Annotated in this window: 17 protein-coding genes and 3 pseudogenes; 12 read left to right on the top strand and 8 right to left on the bottom strand. The window is 44.0% G+C overall.

Annotation, left to right across the window (positions count from 1 at the left end):
- Positions 1 to 36 precede the first annotated feature (36 nt).
- From F6J90_RS43725 to F6J90_RS24845, 6 genes and pseudogenes are all read left to right on the top strand, one after another.
- Positions 37 to 258: pseudogene (locus F6J90_RS43725) on the top strand (group II intron maturase-specific domain-containing protein); the annotation flags it as partial.
- Positions 259 to 270: 12 nt separating this feature from the next.
- Positions 271 to 663: an HNH endonuclease gene (locus F6J90_RS43720; protein WP_366513745.1), complete on the top strand. Its 393-nt coding sequence runs from the start codon at positions 271 to 273 to the stop codon at positions 661 to 663.
- Positions 664 to 717: 54 nt separating this feature from the next.
- A pseudogene (locus tag F6J90_RS24860) lies at positions 718 to 1,598 on the top strand (DUF4351 domain-containing protein).
- A gap of 161 nt (positions 1,599 to 1,759) precedes the next feature.
- The gene (locus tag F6J90_RS24855) at positions 1,760 to 1,909 is read left to right on the top strand and encodes a hypothetical protein (protein WP_293099551.1); all 150 of its coding nucleotides are present in this window, start codon (positions 1,760 to 1,762) and stop codon (positions 1,907 to 1,909) included.
- A 44-nt stretch (positions 1,910 to 1,953) separates the two neighbouring features.
- A complete protein-coding gene (locus tag F6J90_RS24850) occupies positions 1,954 to 2,901 on the top strand; it encodes an MBL fold metallo-hydrolase (RefSeq protein ID WP_293099548.1) in 948 nt (315 codons plus the stop codon).
- 305 nt (positions 2,902 to 3,206) lie between these two features.
- Complete coding sequence (locus F6J90_RS24845) at positions 3,207 to 3,515, top strand: hypothetical protein (protein WP_293099545.1); 309 nt, start codon at positions 3,207 to 3,209, stop codon at positions 3,513 to 3,515.
- Positions 3,516 to 3,589: 74 nt separating this feature from the next.
- Here the strand turns inward: F6J90_RS24845 and F6J90_RS24840 are convergent, their stop codons facing one another.
- From F6J90_RS24840 to F6J90_RS24825, 4 genes and pseudogenes are all read right to left on the bottom strand, one after another.
- Positions 3,590 to 3,991: a transposase gene (locus F6J90_RS24840; RefSeq protein ID WP_293099542.1), complete on the bottom strand. Its 402-nt coding sequence runs from the start codon at positions 3,989 to 3,991 to the stop codon at positions 3,590 to 3,592.
- Positions 3,992 to 4,063: 72 nt separating this feature from the next.
- Positions 4,064 to 5,155, bottom strand: a pseudogene (locus F6J90_RS24835) (ISKra4 family transposase).
- Positions 5,156 to 5,259: 104 nt separating this feature from the next.
- Positions 5,260 to 5,388 (bottom strand): hypothetical protein, encoded by a 129-nt coding sequence (locus tag F6J90_RS24830; protein WP_293099539.1) that lies wholly within the window; start codon positions 5,386 to 5,388, stop codon positions 5,260 to 5,262.
- Positions 5,389 to 5,460: 72 nt separating this feature from the next.
- Complete coding sequence (locus F6J90_RS24825) at positions 5,461 to 6,684, bottom strand: DUF3095 domain-containing protein (protein ID WP_293099536.1); 1,224 nt, start codon at positions 6,682 to 6,684, stop codon at positions 5,461 to 5,463.
- A gap of 170 nt (positions 6,685 to 6,854) precedes the next feature.
- Here F6J90_RS24825 and murJ point away from each other — a divergent pair, with 170 nt between their 5' ends.
- Both murJ and F6J90_RS24815 read left to right on the top strand, forming a co-directional pair.
- Positions 6,855 to 8,477 carry a murein biosynthesis integral membrane protein MurJ gene (gene murJ / locus F6J90_RS24820; protein ID WP_293099534.1) on the top strand — a complete coding sequence of 541 codons (1,623 nt, stop codon included), beginning with the start codon at positions 6,855 to 6,857 and terminating at the stop codon, positions 8,475 to 8,477.
- A 1,093-nt stretch (positions 8,478 to 9,570) separates the two neighbouring features.
- Positions 9,571 to 9,987 (top strand): hypothetical protein, encoded by a 417-nt coding sequence (locus tag F6J90_RS24815; protein WP_293099531.1) that lies wholly within the window; start codon positions 9,571 to 9,573, stop codon positions 9,985 to 9,987.
- Positions 9,988 to 10,576: 589 nt separating this feature from the next.
- Here F6J90_RS24815 and F6J90_RS24810 read toward each other — a convergent pair.
- The 3 genes from F6J90_RS24810 to F6J90_RS24800 form a co-directional block, all read right to left on the bottom strand.
- Positions 10,577 to 11,818 carry a glycosyltransferase family 4 protein gene (locus tag F6J90_RS24810; protein ID WP_293099528.1) on the bottom strand — a complete coding sequence of 414 codons (1,242 nt, stop codon included), beginning with the start codon at positions 11,816 to 11,818 and terminating at the stop codon, positions 10,577 to 10,579.
- Between the two features lie 92 nt (positions 11,819 to 11,910).
- Entirely contained in the window at positions 11,911 to 13,398 is a 1,488-nt protein-coding gene (locus F6J90_RS24805; RefSeq protein ID WP_293099526.1) for a pitrilysin family protein, read from the bottom strand.
- Between the two features lie 254 nt (positions 13,399 to 13,652).
- Positions 13,653 to 15,275 carry a pitrilysin family protein gene (locus tag F6J90_RS24800; protein WP_293099523.1) on the bottom strand — a complete coding sequence of 541 codons (1,623 nt, stop codon included), beginning with the start codon at positions 15,273 to 15,275 and terminating at the stop codon, positions 13,653 to 13,655.
- 852 nt (positions 15,276 to 16,127) lie between these two features.
- Between F6J90_RS24800 and F6J90_RS24795 the strand changes: the two genes are divergently transcribed.
- Positions 16,128 to 16,742 carry a TetR/AcrR family transcriptional regulator gene (locus tag F6J90_RS24795; protein WP_293100755.1) on the top strand — a complete coding sequence of 205 codons (615 nt, stop codon included), beginning with the start codon at positions 16,128 to 16,130 and terminating at the stop codon, positions 16,740 to 16,742.
- A 60-nt stretch (positions 16,743 to 16,802) separates the two neighbouring features.
- On the opposite strand, the gene F6J90_RS24790 is transcribed toward F6J90_RS24795, so the two are convergent.
- Positions 16,803 to 17,249, bottom strand: a complete 447-nt coding sequence (locus tag F6J90_RS24790; RefSeq protein WP_293099520.1) for a DUF4332 domain-containing protein — start codon at positions 17,247 to 17,249, stop codon at positions 16,803 to 16,805.
- 140 nt (positions 17,250 to 17,389) lie between these two features.
- On the opposite strand from F6J90_RS24790, the gene F6J90_RS24785 reads away from it, so the two are divergent.
- From F6J90_RS24785 to F6J90_RS24775, 3 genes are all read left to right on the top strand, one after another.
- A complete protein-coding gene (locus F6J90_RS24785) occupies positions 17,390 to 17,635 on the top strand; it encodes a hypothetical protein (RefSeq protein WP_293099517.1) in 246 nt (81 codons plus the stop codon).
- A 25-nt stretch (positions 17,636 to 17,660) separates the two neighbouring features.
- Complete coding sequence (locus F6J90_RS24780) at positions 17,661 to 17,906, top strand: hypothetical protein (RefSeq protein WP_293099515.1); 246 nt, start codon at positions 17,661 to 17,663, stop codon at positions 17,904 to 17,906.
- 65 nt (positions 17,907 to 17,971) lie between these two features.
- A complete protein-coding gene (locus F6J90_RS24775; protein WP_293099512.1) occupies positions 17,972 to 18,214 on the top strand; it encodes a hypothetical protein in 243 nt (80 codons plus the stop codon).
- The last annotated feature ends 86 nt before the right edge of the window (positions 18,215 to 18,300 follow it).

The raw sequence follows: 18,300 nt of genomic DNA, 5'->3' as shown, positions 1-18,300 counted from the left end.
AAAAAAGGGTTAAAAATTATTAATTAAGGCTTCTTTATTCTAAGGTTTCGTCTCCTGGGGTGGAGATTCCGCGTCCAGAAAAACGGTAAATTCCGATGCACTCCCTCAGAGGAAAATCACCGGAACATACGTAAGAAAATCAAAGCCGTAGTCAACAGCTCGAATTATGGCGCTGAAGTAAAAGCAAAAAAGCTAGCACCTATCGTGAGAGGGTGGAGGAATTACCACAAAAGTTGCGACATGAGCAGCTCACGAGATTCTCTATGGTTTATGAGCAACACCGCTCACCGAAAATTCCGAAAGGAAAAGAAAGTAAGTCGGTACAAAGCTAAGAAACTATGCGAAAAGGGATTCCCAGTCGTGGGGTATGAACAAAACCAGCACGTAAATGTCAAAGGAACTAAGTCTCCATATGACGGAGACTTAATATACTGGAGTCAAAGGAATTCAGTACTATATGACAACCTTACAGCAAAAGCTTTGAAAAAGCAGAACCATTCCTGTGGACACTGTGGACACAAGTTCCTAAGCGACGAATCTGTACACCTTCATCATGTAGATGGAAACCACGACAATTGGAAGCAAAAGAACTTATTAGCTGTACACCAAAGCTGCCACCAAGAAATCCATTGGAGCAAACCGAAAGGTAAACCGAAAGGTTGAGGATACTCAGGAGCTGGGTGCGATGAAAGTTGCACGCCCAGTTCTGAAGCGGAGGTGCCCTGGGTAATACCAGGCATCGACCGTAACGAATACCCATCGGAGTTTTTTCATTGGCTATTGGGTGAAGAACCTCGCGATATTCAGGTACTTAAAAGCGATGCAGCGCGGTCTTGGGGGTTTCCCCCATGAGCGACTGCATCAAGACACCGAATTAAGTGCTGAACCAATTCAAGCTGATGCTCTGAGTCTACTGCAAAGCACTAACCAAATTCTGCACCTAGAATTTCAAACCCTACCCCCATCCGAGCCACCATTACCATTTCGGATGTTGGACTATTGGGTCAGACTACACCGCAAGTACCGATGTCCCCCACACGCAGGTGGTAATTTTTCTCAAGTCTACGACCTCAAATCTGGTATTCAATAACGAGTTTAGAGATATTAATACCTGGCACCGTTATAGAATAATTCGTCTTTGGGAGCAAGACCCTCAACCACTGTTGGCCAATCGGGCTTTGTTACCCTTGGCAACTTTAGCTAGGAGTAATCGGCCTAATCTATTGTTGGAGCAAGTGGTTGCCGAAGTGGATAGAATTGAAGAAAAACCATTACGGGGAAACCTAGCGGCCTGTGTGGATGTACTGGCTGGTTTGCGGTTTGAGAAAGATTTAGTCCGTCGATTGTTATCCGAGGAAATTATGGAAGAATCAGTTACCTATCAAGATATTATCCAAAAGGGACGCCAGCGCGGCAAGCAGGAGGAAGCGGTATTAATTGTGATGCGTTTGCTAACCCTGAGGTTAGGTTTACTTGACCCTGTGCTCCAACAGCGGATTGAGGGATTATCGATTACTCGATTGGAGGAATTGAGTGAAGCCTTGTTGGATTTTAAGACAGCAACGGATTTAGCGGTTTGGTTGGATCAGGAGCAGTAGTGCGTTAACAAATGAGGAGTTTAGGAAGCTAACTATTAATCATGCCATTAAGCGATCGCATTTTCCGATCGCTACTGATCAGTACAACCTCAGATCTCGGACTAAACGATTGATGCCATTAAGCGATCGCATTTTCCGGTCGCTGCTGATTAGTAGAACCTATGTATCAAAATACACAATGCCGGGATAATTCTCCCCATTTCCCGCTTTTCCCGACTTCCGACTCCCGACTCCCGATTCCCGATTCCCGATTCCCGACTCCCGATTCCCGATTCCCGAATCTCGACCCATTGTGCTCTTCACCCAATTAAGAACTGCTATAAAATAACAAAAGACCACCAATGACCAATAACTAATGAACACATTGCGTCGGTGCTTAATCTTAGGTCTAGCCACCCTACTCACAATCTTTGGAGTGATTAGCTGCCAATCTCACTCCCAAAGCCAATCACCAACATCCGGTAACCTCACCCTGGAAACAGCAGGATTAACCCTAGAAAAATTAGGATCTGGAATTTACGGACTAATCGCTAGTACAGACTTTCCCGCCCAAGACCCTAACGCAGCAATTTGTAATGCTGGGATTGTGATTGGTAGCGATGGAGTATTGGTAATTGATCCATTTCAGAATGAAGCACTAGCTAACTTACTCTTCTCAACTGTTGAAGACTTAACCGATAAACCCATCAAGTACGTTCTCAACAGTCATTATCACTTTGACCACACTGGTGGTAATTCCGCTGCCGAAGCTAAAGGTATCCCCATCATTGGGCGGGGACCCATTCGAGAATTCATGGAAGATCGTAACAAACAATACGACCCCAATCCCACTCCACCCAACGTAATAGTTAATAGTGAGAGTAAGATTTGGTTAGGCGATCGCACCGTAGAAATTGAAGAAGTAGAAGGGCATTCTGGGGGAACAGATATTGTGGCCTATGTTCCCGATGCCAAAATTATGTTTACCGGTGATATATTGTTCAATCAGCGATTTCCATACACTGGGGATGGTAATATTCGCAAATGGCAGAGTACTTTATCTGAGCTAAGGGCAAACTATCCCGATGCGCGTCTCTTACCTGGCCATGGTCCGATTACTGATAGCAGTGGCTTAGACACCTTAAAGACTTACTTGGATCAACTGGAACAATTGGCATTAACTTGGAAAGAAAATTCTCTGACTCAAGAACAAGTGCTTGCCAACTATTCCCAAATCCCTGCTGCTTATAAGAATTATAAATTCCAAGGATTATACAAAGATAATCTTGAAACAGCTTATAAGCAAATTACCGCTCAGCGTTGAGGGTTTCAGGGGGAAAGTTGCTGAATTATTCCAGGAGAATTGAGGAGATCACAATAATGTAAGCTATCAGCTATCAACTATCAGGTATCAGCTATCAGCTATCAGCCATCAGCTATCAGCTATCAGCTATCAGCTTATTGGTTAGGTCACAGCGTCGAAGCCTGTGCCACGCTAGAAGCCTGTGCCACATTACCTGAATTTTGAATAAAATAAGCTGACGGCACCTCAAGTAGCGTGAGCTTTTAGCTCACGGCTGACAGCTGACTGCTAACTGTTGACACAATAACAAATCTTATCATGGTATCATGACTAATCAAGAAGAAGACCCATTGAAAAGCAAGCTAGAGAAAAACTTGCAAGAGTCCCAATGGCTACAGAAATTTAAACAACTGAGTCAAGGACTAAGCCAAATTAAGACAGAAATTCCTCTAACTCAACTCTGTAAGCTAGAGTGGGTTACTGCTACTGACAGCTTAATCATTCACTGTCCAAATCCAGAAGTCAGGGATGGATTGTGTAAGCTTTCATCCCAGATTGCCCAAATCACTATTGGCGCAAAATGCTTTATTATTAGACATCCCGACTATGAAGACGTTACTATTGAGCCAGTGTAATTATTCGGGAGCATCCCATTTTGGAAAAAAGAGAAAACTTATTCGCGATTATTAATCGCGAATAATATCCCGACTTAGATATCTTCTTGCTCGGAGTCGAAAGAAATATCTAATAAGCTATTTTTAAGAGAATCAATCGTTTTTTGTAATTCGGAAACTATGGTTCTTCTGGCTACAGCCATCACCCCGGCAACATGGGCTTCACTTCCAGCCTTCCCCAAATGCTTATATTTACTTAACTTGGGCGCTTTACCTGTGGTTGTGAAGGAGGGTGAACTGGCTTGTAATTTGTAATACCAGTAGGCTTTTTGGGGCTGTCGAACTTGATAACGCGCTACCCAGACACCTGACGGGGCGAGTTCTCCTTGACCCTCGAAGAAATTTTTGTAGGTTTCGAGACTAGCAATTGCCGTCTGTAAACGAGTTATTCTCTCTAGTTTATCTTGTGGTGACTTACTGGAAACTCTTCTGCCCATTTATCTAAATCTCCATCAAAATATATTCGCGATTATAACTCGCGAATTGGACCCCCAAGGATTTTTAAGTGCTTAAATAGCTAGCTGACCGTTCAAATAAGCACAACGAAGTTGTAAGATATTAGCCACATTTTCTCTTAGCCACTGGGCTCCAGTTAGTTTAACACGGTGGCTTATTTGTTTGACGGCTGATTCCACAGCTCCGCTGCCAATTGAACAAATTTGTTCCCGTTGAAACCATTGATAATTGATTAACCTTTGACGGTGCTTGTTAAGATAGCTAAGAAAGTTCGTTCCTCCCACGGGCTGAACCGACTTCAACAACTTCCGAGCCTCGGATACCTGTCCCATCCACAAGTAAGCCTCTAACTGTTCTTTGATGGATTTTTTCGTTTCTATTTTATGCAGGTTTTCGGTTAGGTGATACCAGTCCAAGATTTCAATCCTATCCTTAGTCTCTCCAATTTCAGCAAATATGTTCCAGATTCCATCATGTCCATCTCCTAAGCAGTACAAGGGCGAGGTTAATGTTTGACTATTTATCCAATCCGTTAAAGATAGGTGATCTTGAAAGAAGGCTCCGTAATAAATCCCTTGTAAACGGGCTGTTTTGTATTCTTGCCAAAAAGTCGGTTCTCAAGCAAGCTTTTGTCCTCAGACGAATTTTCCCCCCATCAACACTTATCTCGGATAACCCAAGTTTTAGATCAGGAAGTGGTAGGTCAATTTGGTTCACTTTGCGTTCCCGTAGCGTGGCCTTTGGCCAATGATGAGTGGAGTGACCGACTTTTAGCCCAGTTAACAGATACAAGTCACTCTCTGCATTTTGATAAGATTCATTGGCACTTAAGAGGAGACAGCATTTTTCCAGCAGAGGACTATGGCGTGTATAGGCTTCTATCCCTAAAGCATCTGCTTGTTTTTTCGTAATCTTCAGTTTTCCCAAGCAGCTTTTTAGGGTTCGGATTTTTCCTCGTCGGGTTTGGGTCTTTTTGGTGATAAAAAAAGGGCAATTTTGGGACTGACGTGTTCTAGAACCTGCTCTCTAACTGCAATTTCGATATCTGCTAGGTTTTCCAAACTATCCGTGTCAGTATTGTTATAAAGGATCTCACTGGCTCGTTTTAAACAAGCTTCCAGTTCTTCCCGTTCGTCTCTGGTCATGATCAAAGGGTATGAACATCTACCTCTCTATTATGCCAGGGTACATGTAGTCCAGCTCTCTACTCATTTAATTCGCGATTTATAATCGCGAATTAAATGAGTACCTATTCCTTTCTTTTTTCCAAAATGGGATGCTCCCAATTATTCGCTATAGCAAAGGGAACAGGGAACAGCGGATCTGGGAACAGGGAGTAGGGAGTAGGGAGTAGGGAACAGGGAACAAAAATTATCACAATTCCTACACGGATTGCTATATTATCATGCTATCAGCTATAGCCCTGCGCTATAGCTATAGGATTCTCCTACTAGTCGTCTGGATTAACGGGTGTTCTAAAAGCGGATTTGCTATCAGTAGCATTCTCCTTAAGTCTATCCTTCATATCCTTGGCAGCTACCGCGTAGCCTCCGTCTGCACCATCCACAAAATGTACTTGGCGTCCATGGCGCTCAAATACCAGACAGGTCATCAGTGCTCGGTCTGAAATATGCAGACCATACACTAACTTACCTTGTTTATAATTCTTTTCTAAATAGTCTGTTAATTGTTTTCGTTGTGCTTCATTGCCAGCAATCACCATGCGCAACATATCATCAAACTTTCTGTAATCCGTTGCTGCGATCGCATTTCGTTTATAGGCTCCCCAGTCTCCATCTGGAAATTTCACCTTCAACCTGATAAACAACCAGCCCAAGAGATTCTCAAACCAGATTTTAAAAAAATAGAGCATCCTATGGCTCAGCTTACTCGATTGGGCGCACAGCCGAGTTTCAGCACTTAAGTTTTGATAACTAAACCCTAGATTTAAATAGTTTTCATCAACTGGATTTAAAAGCTCTTCACTTCCATAAATACTGTCAATTTTATCAATAAGTTTTCGATAAGTTAAATTAGCTAAATCTCCTTGCTTAGACGTTGCTTTCACAATCAAGCTGAGCGTTTCACCATATTTACTAGGAATGTCTTTCCAGCGACACTCTAAATTAGAAAAATCAGCTTTAGCATTATTAGTAGGGTTTTGGTAAAGGTAGAGGTTACTAGTATTTGGATGTTTAATCAATTCAGTAGCATAACTCAAACCATCTCCAGTAAATATAGCCTGATAATAGTTTTCAGATACCTTAAGCTTCGCTAATTTAACATCATAATCATTTACTCTTACATCAGACATAGGTACTGCACCCACCCGCAATTCCATCCCAAATTCTCCCCTGGCTAGCTTACTAGTGGCTAATAAGGCTTCCCGAGCAGGGGCAAACAGAGAAGGAGGAATCAACAGAGTTGCTCCATCTCCCCCAAACACAAAAGGAATGTCTAAATTACCTGCTATATTTAAAACAGCGACAATGGAGCAGGCTCCTAACAGGTTAACCTCTTTGTAGCGTCCTGATTCGATAGCTTGAGTCGAACCAATAATATCGCTAATCACCACATACCAATCCCTGGGAACCGATTTAAAATTCCGAGAGTCAGTAATATCGATGAAGTTTTCTAAAAGGGGTAAATTAGCATAAAAAAATTCTGTAGTCATGGTTTAATCTAAAGGAATAACAAACCTTTTTACTAGGGTGATAACACCCTGAAAGGCACTTAGATAAAACCACACTAGCTGCTACACCCTAGCAACCGTCAACTGTCAAGGGTCAACAACAAGGGATCCCTTAAAATAAGCACGTTAACTATTAATTTTATTAACGATTTGTGTCTGAAAACCAGAAAACCACTCGTTCCCTAGCTGGCATTGCCGGGATTGTCGCAGTAGCCACCATTATTAGTAAAGTATTTGGCTTAGTCCGCCAACAAGCGATGGCAGCAGCCTTTGGAGTTGGTCCGGTTATCAACGCCTACAGCTATGCTTACGTTATCCCTGGCTTTTTATTAATCCTCCTCGGTGGCATTAACGGACCGTTTCATAGCGCCTTAGTTAGTGTCCTTGCTAAACGAGATAAATCAGAAGCCCCACGGCTGGTGGAAACAGTAACTACTTTAGTAGCTTGCATCCTGTTATTGGTAACCATTGCTCTGGTGCTATTTGCTCCGGTCTTAATTGATGTTCTAGCACCAGGGTTTCAGGATACTCCAGAAGGGTTACAAGTTAGAGCGATCGCAATCCGGCAATTACAGATTATGGCACCCATGGCAGTGCTAGCCGGATTAATTGGCATTGGCTTTGGTACCCTCAATGCTAGCGATCAATACTGGCTACCTGCCGTCAGTCCCTTATTTTCCAGCATTACCGTCATTGTTGGCTTAGGAATATTAGCCCTACAGTTGGGCAAACAAATTAGTAATCCCGAATTTGCGATGATCGGTGGGATTGTCTTAGCTGGGGGTACCCTTGTTGGAGCAACTCTTCAATGGGTAGTGCAGCAAATCGCTCAGTGGCGCAGTGGCTTAGGTAAAATACGCCTACGATTTAACTGGGGTATCCCTGGAGTCAAAGACGTGATGCAGGTCATGGCTCCAGCCACCTTTTCCTCTGGGATGCTGCATATTAATGTCTACACCGACTTATTCTTTGCCTCCTTTCTGCCCCAAGCCGATGCTGCTGCTGCTAGCTTAAACTATGCCAATCTTTTAGTAAATACGCCTCTAGGCATTATCTCCAATGTCATTCTAGTCCCTCTACTGCCGGTATTTTCCCGACTAGCCGCTCCCGAAAATTGGCCAGAACTCAAGCAACGGATTCGCCAGGGAATTCTGCTCACTGCCTTGACAATGTTACCTTTAAGTGCATTGATGGTGACCTTAGCCATGCCCATAGTGCAGGTAGTGTATCAGCGTCAAGCCTTTGATGCTAATGCCTCTCGGTTAGTAGCATCAGTGCTCATGGCTTATGGGATGGGCATGTTTGTCTACTTGGGACGGGATGTGCTAGTGCGGGTATTTTATGGTTTAGGAGATGGACAGACACCCTTTCGTCTGAGTGTAATTAATATTCTTCTCAATGCTGTACTAGATTACTTTCTAATCGATACCTTTGGCACACCTGGTATTGTATTTGCCACCATTGGTGTCAATGCCTTTTCCATGGTAGTGCTGTTATGGATATTAAACCGCAGGCTCAATGGCTTACCTTGGCAAGAGTGGATGTTCCCAATTCTAGGTTTAGCTGTGAGTAGTGTAGTAGCTGGTGCCGCAAGTTGGGGAGTCAGTTGGGGGTGTGAGCAAGTATTAGAAACCAGTATTATTTGGGTAAAGTTGCTGCAATTGAGTTTAGCTGGATTGGTAGGCTTAGGTGTGTTTGGTTTGTTAGCAACTCAGTTAAAGTTACCAGAAGTCGATATGTTTGTAGCTCGTGTGCGGCAGAAGCTGGGTCGTTGAGAGTATTTATCCTGTTAACTGACGGGGTAACAAGCAAGCCAGAAGCCTGATGGATTGCAAATTAGAGCGATTTGTGGTAAAAAACTGGAGTTTAGACTAACTTGGGTCTCTCAAGACTGCCTAAGCTTTCCCCAGAAGTGCAATTGCTTCGGGCACCGCCTATGGCGATCAGGGGGAAGCATGTCACTTATATAGAACATTTGTACTAAATGTATAGCCCTCACAGGGGTTTTAGCTTGCTGTTATGGTCATAGTTGATCTGTTCTGCAACTATGACAAGCTCCCGAGCAGCCTGACCATTCGCGTAGCGTGGCCTTTTGGCCAAGAGAGGTCTAATATACCTTAGGGGGTGACATGCAAGCTAAAATCCTTACTAGGTAGTACGTTCAGCCGAACTGTTACTTAATCGGTTACCTTGACCTTGGCGAATTAAATTCGCCACGGGTCGCACCTAAAAGATACATGCTGTTTTGGCCTGACCTTGGACATAGTTATAAGGGTTTGAGCTTGCCATTAAATCATTTTTGGGGTCAATTTACCAGTTTATCTTTGCTAAGAGAACTGGCATCAAAGCCTTATATACTAAGCTTTTCAGGGCTCATGTCACCCCTGATAATATATATCAACATGTCACCCTCTCTAATATATATCAATTAGAGGGGTTGACATGAGTAAGCTGGTATGATTAAATACACATTTACTGCAGGACTTACGACCCAAGCAAGCTAATCTCGAATTCAAAGAAACCACCTATTGCTTGTGCCATTTTGGTGTGGAATTTTTTGAACAAACTAGCTTATTTGACTGGGTTTAGTGTTTATAAACTTAAGTATCAGGGCTGATCGGAGTATTTGACCGAGGGAGCTTCAACAACCTTCTTTAATTATGAGTTTAGTCTGATTCCACAATACTCCATATCTAGTGTCTTTGCGTAAGTCCTGTTAGTTACAATTCTTACCGTAGACGAGAATAAACAGATTAAACACGCATTGGACAATAAGATCATGCCACAAGTAGTAGCGCAACTGCGGTGGTTTGATAATGTTGTGCCCTTGCTCTGCCAACACTTTCAGTTAAACCAAGTTACCGAACAATGAAAAAGTATTATTTTATTGTAATCTCAACCTTAGCCTTGTTGACTTGCATACTCACATGCCAGCAAGTTCTAGCGGACGAGGTTTGGACAACCGCAGAATACAATGTGGTATATCATCAAGACCGCAACAACACCGCTATCTGGCACTACGATAAAGATGGAGTGATCTTTATCGACGGTTTAGCAGGAGTGTACACTGACCGAGGTTCATACAGTGGCTATTGGGTACAGGATTCTTCATCAGTGTGTTGTGATACCTATAGAGAGGGAGCTGATGGAAGACCCACTTACCACTGGGGCAGATTTGAAATCAGGTTCATCGACCCAGATTTCCCCTCCCGTTGGCAAGCTGACATTAGTCTTTGTGATCGCGACCCCAAGGTTACCTGGAATGGCACACCCGTCACGCAATAAGTATTATTCCAAAAGTCCCAATAAAAAACAGAGAAACATCAAGCGAGAGTCTGTCAATTTGGGTAACAAGCGATACAACGTATATGATTAGATAACCCTTCCCTTAAAAAAGGGTGACTTTTAGGGAACCATAAACATCGTAACTGTTTATTCAGCTATGATGTTTATGGTTCTCCTGTCTGGATATCAGTCATGGTTCATAAACGAAGAGCCAGTGTTTATTTAGCATAACAAGTACCGAAGAGCCACTTTTTGAGCTTTTTGGACCGAAAAGCTGGCACTTTTGTAGACCCAAAAAGGCTAAAAACTTTATCTGTCAATGCTTTGAGAGTTAATCAGCAAGCCCTACCTACAACTCCTATCTCATCTGCTTTCTGCCTTCTGCCTCCTGCCTTAAAACAGCCCATTTATTTTACGAATCAGATAGGATTACTATAATATATAATTTCCTCTCAATATTGCGTTGATTGTTGAGTGTTGAGTTTAAAGCTTTAACCTACCCTACACGGAACGCCAAAGGCGAACAACCTTCAACCTTCTAACCTTCAACCTTCTAACCTTCAACTTTCAACCTTCTAACCTTCAACCTTCAACCTTGGCCTATTGGCCACGCAATCGCGTTCAACCCACTTTCTCTTATCCACTGCAAATGCTGGGATAACAACTGATTTAAATCATAACCCTGTTGAATAGTTTCCCTGGCCTTAGCGCGAATAGCGGCCATCTGTTCTGGGTGGTCGAGAGCTTCCTCAACCCGATCGGCAATTTCTTCTGGAGAGAAAAAGTCTACTAACAAACCATTAATCCCATCTTCAATCACCTCTGTCACTGGGGGAGTATCAGACGCTACTACCAAACAACCTGTAGAAAGGGATTCCAGCATCGACCAAGACAGAACAAAAGGACGGGTGAGATAAATATGAACAGAGGAAGCTTGAAGGACTTGTAAGTATTCTGAGTAAGGAAGTAAACCAGTAAAGTGGACTCTGTCTAGCTCAAGAGGGACTTTTTCTAACATCAAGTCTTTGTAAGTTTTGCCATCCGGTAGGGTTTTACCATAAGCCACCCGATTTTCCCCAACAATCACAGCATGACACTTAGGACGTCGCTGCTGAAGGATACCGATTGCTTCGATCAATTGGGGAAAACCTCGATAAGGTTCCATGCCCCGTGCCACATAGGTAACCAGTTCTTCCACCTCAGACAAGTCTAAGTTTATCCGTTTTAGTACTAACTTTGCCCCTGGGTTAGGTTTAAAGAACTCGGTGTCTACCCCATCATGACGCACGGTAATTCTGTTGTGGAAGTCCGCTGGAAATTGCTGGCGCTGCCAGTAAGTGGGAGACAATCCGCGATCGCAACTGGCTAGGTCTAATAAAATCGGGGCATTTTTCATCCGAATCCGGGCTTCATCGTCAGCGTTTAGGGGCTCGGATGGATCAAAATCAGCATCTGTGCCATGGGCATGATAAAACCACTCGAAGTAGCACAGTAATCTGGCTTGGGGGAAAGCGTCTTTGATAAATAACGTTGGGCCCCAACCCGAATGACCATAGACCACATCAGGAACAAATCCCTTAGCCTTGAGCTGATTGGCTAAGCGATAGACGGCTTGACCCTGAAGTACAGCATTTTCTAAGGGTCTAACATAGTGGTGAGTTTCTGGACGTACTTCCCTAGAGGTATTGTAAAGAGCTTTGAGCACTCCAGGCAGTTGCCCTTCCTTGCGCCTGGTACCAAAGACAACCTGGTTGCGGTTATCTTTAGCTAAAGCAGTTGCTATGTGGCGAAACTGGGCAGGGAAATTGGGATGTAGGAATAGAATACGCATTGAGAATAGCAAATGGCAAATTGTAATCGGCAAATGGTTAATCGATTTTTTCTTAATTAACCATTAAGCATTAACAATTGGCCATTGATCCACTAGCTGTTTTTTGGTTTTGGAATCTTAATATCTAACACGGTGACTTCCTGGGAAAGGCTAGTCAGGGCTGGTTCGATTTGGGAAGCATTGCCTACAACTACGGTAACAATCTGGTCAGGTTTGAGATAGTTTTCAGCAACCCGCTGTACATCCTCAATGGTAGTAGCTGTGACTGCCTTTTGATAACGGAAGATGAAATCCTCTGGGTAGCCATAGTATTCATAGCGCATCAGCCGAGATAGGGTTTGCTCTGGCTTCTGGAAGTTGAATACAAAGGAGTTGAGAACGCTTTCTTTTGCCTTAGCCAATTCTTCTGAGCTAATCGGACTAGTGCGCAGTTTCTGGATTTCATCTAGAACGGATTTAATAAAGGGTACCGTGGTTTCAGAGCGAGTTTGTCCCCCAGCAATAAACAAACCCGGATAGTCATAGCGAACACTCCAAACCCCGTAGACCGAGTAAGCTAGACCTTGACGCGATCGCACTTCGTTAAATAGTCTGCCCCCAAATCCATTCATCACCTCATTTAAAACAGAAAGGGCGGCGTAGTCAGGGCTATTGAGTTTGCCCCCGATATGTCCCATTTGAATATTACTTTGGGTCAGTTGAGGCTGATCCACAAAAAATATACCCCCTAACTGAGCCTGGGATGCGTCTGGCACTTCTGGCTGTGCTGGCGCAGAGGCAGATTTCCAGCTACCAAATTTCTCCTCAATTAGCGATCGCATTTTTTCGGAGTCAAAATCCCCCACAATACCCAGTATCATATTTTCTGGATATACATACCTCTGTGAGAAACTGATTAAATCATCACGAGAGATATTGTCTAGATGCTCATACTCTATCGTGCGGGCATAGGGGCTAGTGTCACCGTAGATCAGTTTCCTAAATTCACGAGAAGCAATATCACCGGGATCATCATTGCGGCGCGCAATTTGTCCCGCTAATTGCTGTTTAGCTAGGGCGAGCTTAGCTCGTGCAAAGGCGGGCTTTTGAATAACTTCAGCAAACAAATCAAAGACCAAGTCCAAATCTTCGCTCAAAGCACTAAAACTCGCACTGCCAGAACTAGTGTCAATACTAGTTTCCACCGAAGCTGCCTTTTCTTCTAACAGCACATTTAACTCATTACCTGAGTGTTCAGTAGTACCCCCAGTACGCATCACTTCCCCAGCCATAGTCCCTAAGCCAATTTTGTCAGCAGGCTCAAGGCGATCTCCGGTGCGAATCATTGCTGTACCACTCACCAAAGGCAGTTCATGGTCTTCCATCAGATAGACCACCATCCCATTATCTAACTGATAGCGAGTGTAGTCTGGTAGCTGAATTGGTGGTAAGGGGTCAAACTCTAATTCGTCGTAATGGCGTGGGGTATCAGCTGTTGCTGGTAGACGAGACACAAGCACTACCACTAGCATTGTCACCACTAGTAGCCCAATCCATTTCAGGTATTTGGGATTTTGGCTTTTCGATTTTAGATTGGTCATTGGTCATTAGTTATGGGTAATTGGATCAGTAGTTGCTGGTTACCAGGTTGAACGCGATCGCGTGGCCTATTGGCCAAGGTTATCTGGTTGAAGGTTGAAGGTTAACCAGTTGAAGGTTGAAGGTTAACCAGTTGTTCGCCAAAGGCGAACAACATTTTTGAATTAAGAATGTAGAATGTATAATGCGCGAATTTGGAATTCTACATTCTGCATTCTACATTCTGCATTCTGACCGACAACCTTGAAGCGTTCAGCTACTGACTTGGCAAAATCCGTCCAATCGTGCGATTTTCTGGTCGAAAGGTTGCCTGAGCCACCCGCTGAATGTCTGCTGCACTCACTGCCTCTATATCTTCTATTTCCTTGAACAAGTTACGCCAATCACCCGTTTTGACCTCATAGGTTGCCAAATTTCTGGCCATACCCATATTGGAATCAAGCGATCGCAAGAGGCTAGCCCTTGCCTGAGTTTTTACCCGTTCCAATTCTTGTGGTGAAACTAGTTCAGTTTTGAGCTTTTCAATGTCTTCTGCCAATGCACTTGCCACCTCTTCCACCGTGTGTCCTGGTGCAGTGAGGGCATAGAACAACATTAAATTAGGATATTTATCACCAGGAAAGCCACTAAACCCTGCTGCCGAGAGGGCTACTTGTTTCCCTTCTACCAGAGACTTATACAGGCGAGAGGTTCGACCATCACTGAGCAAATTGCCCATAATTTCATAAACCACATGGTCAGGATGGGTAATCCCTGGTCGATGGTATCCTTCCAAGTACCAGGGTTGGGAGGGTAATTTCAAGGTAACTTCCTTGGTTTCGGACTGTGGCGGTTCTACAGTCGTGACTTGAGGGATTTCCCTTTGATGGTTGTAGCGTCCAAAGTAGAGTTTAGCTAGCCGTTTCACCTGCTTTGGATCCACATCTCCCGCAATAGCTACAGTTAAGTTATTCGGACTATAGTAAGTGTCAAAAAACTCCTGGACATCTTGGCGAGTGAGGTTGCGAATGTCTTTGTTGTAGCCAATGACCGGACGCCGATAAGGGTGCTTGGTATAGGCAGTATCCAAGAACGCCTCAATCATTTGACCAATCGGAGAGTTATCAGTGCGCAGACGACGCTCTTCCAGGATTACCTCTTGTTCCTTATAAAATTCTCGAAATACTGGCTCAAGGAAGCGTTCCGACTCTAGGGACATCCACAGCTCTAATTTGTTCGATGGTAAGCTGTAGAAGTACACCGTATAATCCGTAGACGTTGCCGCATTCAAGCCCACGCCTCCTGATTGCTCAATAATCTGACCCAACTCGTTCTGCTTGACATACTTAGCCGCCTCAGCTTCGAATTGGGCAAACTCTTCCTTTAACTTAGCCACCTCTGCCTCATTCCCAGTGGCTTGATACTCTTTAATTTTTTTCTTCAACTCGTCCAACTTGTCCAGCAGAATTTTTTCTGCCTCATAGTTGGTAGTACCAATCCGGGTGGTACCTTTAAACGCTAAATGTTCTAAGAAGTGAGCCACACCGGTTTTGCCATCCGGTTCATCCACACCCCCAACATCGGCATAGGTAAGAATAGAAACTACTGGTGCTTCGTGGTTTTCCAGGACAATAAACTTCATGCCATTATCCAGGGTAAACTCAGTTACCCGTTGGATCACCCGGTCTAGATAGGGTTGGATTGAGGTTGAGGGTGATGCTGGGGTTTCATTACGGGCTAATGCGATAGTCGAGAATGTTCCCCAGATTAGGATTGCTGCCCCCAGATAAGATAAAATCGATAGGGACTTGATAGATCCTTTCTTGAATAAGCACCGAAGTGGTCTTAAGTGATCAGTAACACGCTGGAGAAACACGACCAATCCATTCTTTTTAGTCATACAAGGGTGGCAGTAACGAACTTACAGAACCCTCCCACAACCCCCACCGCTTTCTAGGGTGGGATGTAGTGGTACCGCCTAAAGGCGGCGTGAGGTTAACAACTAATAAGCTAGCGTCTCTTCATCAAGTGTTTGACACTCCCCGCCGAAGTAAGAACGGGGATTCTTAGTTCTACGACACGCCTTAAAATTAGCTATCCTGAAAGGCAATATTCAAGCCAAATACCCGTTCAATCAGCAACCAAGCATCAAGCCTAACTTAACTAATCCCAGTGGGCTTATCTCCCTAAGCGCTAGGTACTAGGAGTGTCTAATATAACTGTTTCTCCCTTCCCTCGTTCCCGTGTGCCCCACGGTACGTTATATATTTTGAATTTGCTACTTTACTGGTTTTCGGTATCCGTTAAGACCCATGCGTTTTAGCGGTGCCCTTGACCCGTGGCGAATTTAATTCGCCACGGGTCAAGCCCACAGGCGAGGTTTTTCGCGCCTCGTGTACTAGCATTTTGCGTGGAACGGGCATCCTGCCCGTAATTGTCGTTATTGAATCAGGTAGTACCGACGAATCCTACCTGTGCGCTTTCTACACACTTATTGTATTATAAACCTTTCCCTTGACAAATTCCGGAAAAGTCGCCCGCTTATGGGCACCTCAAGTAGCGTGGCCAAACGCGCCCCGTGTGGCCTTTTGGCCAAGGCCAGCTTGAAACCCAAATTTTTGGTCACAATCAAGGCATGATTACCATCACCTACTACTAGAAGCTCAAGCCAACTCTGTCTCAAATTTGACAATTATGGGGTGAAGTGTTGGACAATTTGGGTAATAGCGCTACAAGTTTCATTTTGACACCCATGGGAATAATAAATCAGCCAACTCAGTCAGAGACAGAGACCAGGCAACGTATCCTGACAGCAGCACGACGTTTGTTTGCCAGTCGAGGTTATAACGGGACAACCACCAGGGAGTTAGCCAGTACTGCTGGGGTTGCTGAAGGTACCCTATTTCGTCATTTTGAAAACAAAAAGGCAATACTGATTGAAGTCGCCACCCAGGGTTGGATAGAAATTCTCACAGATTTGCTCACAGAACTCAGTGAAATGGGCAGCTATAAAGCAGTAGCACAGATGATGCGGCGGCGAATGATGCGTATGGGTGAGAATGCGGATCTGATGCGAGTATGCTTTATGGAAGCCCAATTCCACCCAGAATTGCGCGATCGCATTCAGTCAGAAGTGATTATTAAAATGACGGATGTGGCTGAAGCTTTTTTTGAAACCGCCATTGAGCGAGGCATTTATCGCCCTATGAACCCTAAGATTTTGGCTCAGGTGTTCTTGGGCATGTTTGCCGTTGCTGGTTTCAGTCACAATACCATTCTCGATTCAGATGCCTCCCCCAAAGAGATTCAAGAAATGGCAGAAGGCATTGCTGATATTTTCCTCAATGGAGTGTTGGTTAAAGAATAGATAAGGAATGCCTAAAAATGGCAAATTGAAAATGCCAAATAACAATTAACAATCAACCAATTACCAATTACCAACTAAATCTCGTGCTTGTTTAGTCCATCGTGCCACCTGATCAACACCAGGGCAAAGGTCTCGGCGCTGCATGGTTGCTACCTGTAGGCGTAAAATATTTTGGTGCAAGCGGTGAGGGGGAGTCTGAGCTAGTTGGGTTAAAGAGCATATTCCTGCATGTAACACTAGTCCACAATATTGGCAGCCAATGCTAGGGATACGTGCTAAATCTGCTAGGGCGACCCATTTATTGACGTACTGAGTCTTAACCTTTAACTGGTTAGCTAGCGCTTGTTTAGCTTGGCCAGTGCTTGCTTTTTGGAGCAATTCCCTAGTGGTGGTAATGCCCAATTCTTTGAGTTTTGATTGATCTTGAATACTTAATCCGGGCAACTGCTCAATTGACCAGTCACTGACTTGGGTAGATCTCGGATGAATTTTCGATTTAGTAGACATCTAGACTACCGGGAAATGATGCTTCTAGATTAATCCAGCCTACACCGAACCGCAACAGAGTCATCATACCTTATAACAGTTCTCTATTGGGTGAGATACCTCCGCCTTGGGGTTGGGAGTAGGGCAAGGGGAGATAGAGTGTGGGAAGTGTGGGAAGTGTGGGAAGTATGGTAAGTGTGGGGAGATGGGGAAATGGGGAAATGGGGAGATGGGGAGTCAGATCAGCAACTGGGGCGGAAACCACGCTCAAACTTCAACAAACCACCATACATCAGCATCCGGATCTCGGTTCGGTGGAAATGAATACTGGCTTAGTGTCAAAACCGGCCAGATCACATTTGTGCTTCCAAGAAACTGATGCAAAATATATGGACTTCTGTGGATAAGCTTGGTAAAGCTTTACTAGGGCATATGTGGAGAAGTGTATACCTGAGCTTTCAGGATGCGATCGCTCTGCTTGTAATCCTCTACATTCCTAGTTTAATCGGGCAGTTAATTCTCTCCAACACCTTCTTAGATTTTAGTGTTTGTCTAGATAGTACCATTGGTGTCCAATTTTATGCCAGTTTAATCATCGGTGCCGCTAATTTTTTGCTCTGGATCCTGATTGCTGGTCGCATAATTGGTCGTTTGTGGGCACATTTCACTAATTTATAATCTCATCAAACTTTTAATTATAACAGTTTTCAATCGGTTGAGGTATTTTCCTTGTTGGTTTTAGAATGAAGTTAAGCCGTAACAAAATTACTTTGGAGCAGGAAGCCAAAGCTGGATTGAATTCCCTACTCCAGCAAACAGCTCAAGTTGGTAGTTTTTTTGTGGTATTGCTGTTACTAAGTCTTGGTAATCCTTCAGGATTAGTGGTCAGTTTGAGTTTTTTGTGGGGAATTGGCTTTGTGGCTTGGCAAGAAAAGCAGCGACTGACTGGGAACGGCAAAAGGCAAAAGGCAAAAGGCAAAAGGTAATAGGGAAAGGAAATTTATTGACCTGATCTCAACCTAAGGGACTTGCGTGTCAAAAAAATACCAATTAAAGTAGGGTGGGCAAAGTA

It is taken from the genome of Moorena sp. SIOASIH (assembly GCF_010671925.1).
In the GTDB taxonomy this organism is placed as follows: Bacteria; Cyanobacteriota; Cyanobacteriia; order Cyanobacteriales; family Coleofasciculaceae; genus Moorena.
The sequence above is the reverse complement of the archived record's forward strand: the minus strand, read 5'-3'. Positions and strand labels throughout refer to the sequence as shown.

Coding starts and splice junctions, on each gene's coding strand:
- F6J90_RS43720 (WP_366513745.1), top strand. CDS start 271: ATGAGCAACACCGCTCACCGAAAATTCCGAAAGGAAAAGAAAGTAAGT.
- F6J90_RS24855 (WP_293099551.1), top strand. CDS start 1,760: ATGTATCAAAATACACAATGCCGGGATAATTCTCCCCATTTCCCGCTT.
- F6J90_RS24850 (WP_293099548.1), top strand. CDS start 1,954: ATGAACACATTGCGTCGGTGCTTAATCTTAGGTCTAGCCACCCTACTC.
- F6J90_RS24845 (WP_293099545.1), top strand. CDS start 3,207: ATGACTAATCAAGAAGAAGACCCATTGAAAAGCAAGCTAGAGAAAAAC.
- F6J90_RS24840 (WP_293099542.1), bottom strand. CDS start 3,991: ATGGGCAGAAGAGTTTCCAGTAAGTCACCACAAGATAAACTAGAGAGA.
- F6J90_RS24825 (WP_293099536.1), bottom strand. CDS start 6,684: ATGACTACAGAATTTTTTTATGCTAATTTACCCCTTTTAGAAAACTTC.
- F6J90_RS24815 (WP_293099531.1), top strand. CDS start 9,571: ATGAAAAAGTATTATTTTATTGTAATCTCAACCTTAGCCTTGTTGACT.
- F6J90_RS24810 (WP_293099528.1), bottom strand. CDS start 11,818: ATGCGTATTCTATTCCTACATCCCAATTTCCCTGCCCAGTTTCGCCAC.
- F6J90_RS24805 (WP_293099526.1), bottom strand. CDS start 13,398: ATGACCAATCTAAAATCGAAAAGCCAAAATCCCAAATACCTGAAATGG.
- F6J90_RS24800 (WP_293099523.1), bottom strand. CDS start 15,275: ATGACTAAAAAGAATGGATTGGTCGTGTTTCTCCAGCGTGTTACTGAT.
- F6J90_RS24795 (WP_293100755.1), top strand. CDS start 16,128: ATGGGAATAATAAATCAGCCAACTCAGTCAGAGACAGAGACCAGGCAA.
- F6J90_RS24790 (WP_293099520.1), bottom strand. CDS start 17,249: ATGTCTACTAAATCGAAAATTCATCCGAGATCTACCCAAGTCAGTGAC.
- F6J90_RS24780 (WP_293099515.1), top strand. CDS start 17,661: ATGTGGAGAAGTGTATACCTGAGCTTTCAGGATGCGATCGCTCTGCTT.
- F6J90_RS24775 (WP_293099512.1), top strand. CDS start 17,972: ATGAAGTTAAGCCGTAACAAAATTACTTTGGAGCAGGAAGCCAAAGCT.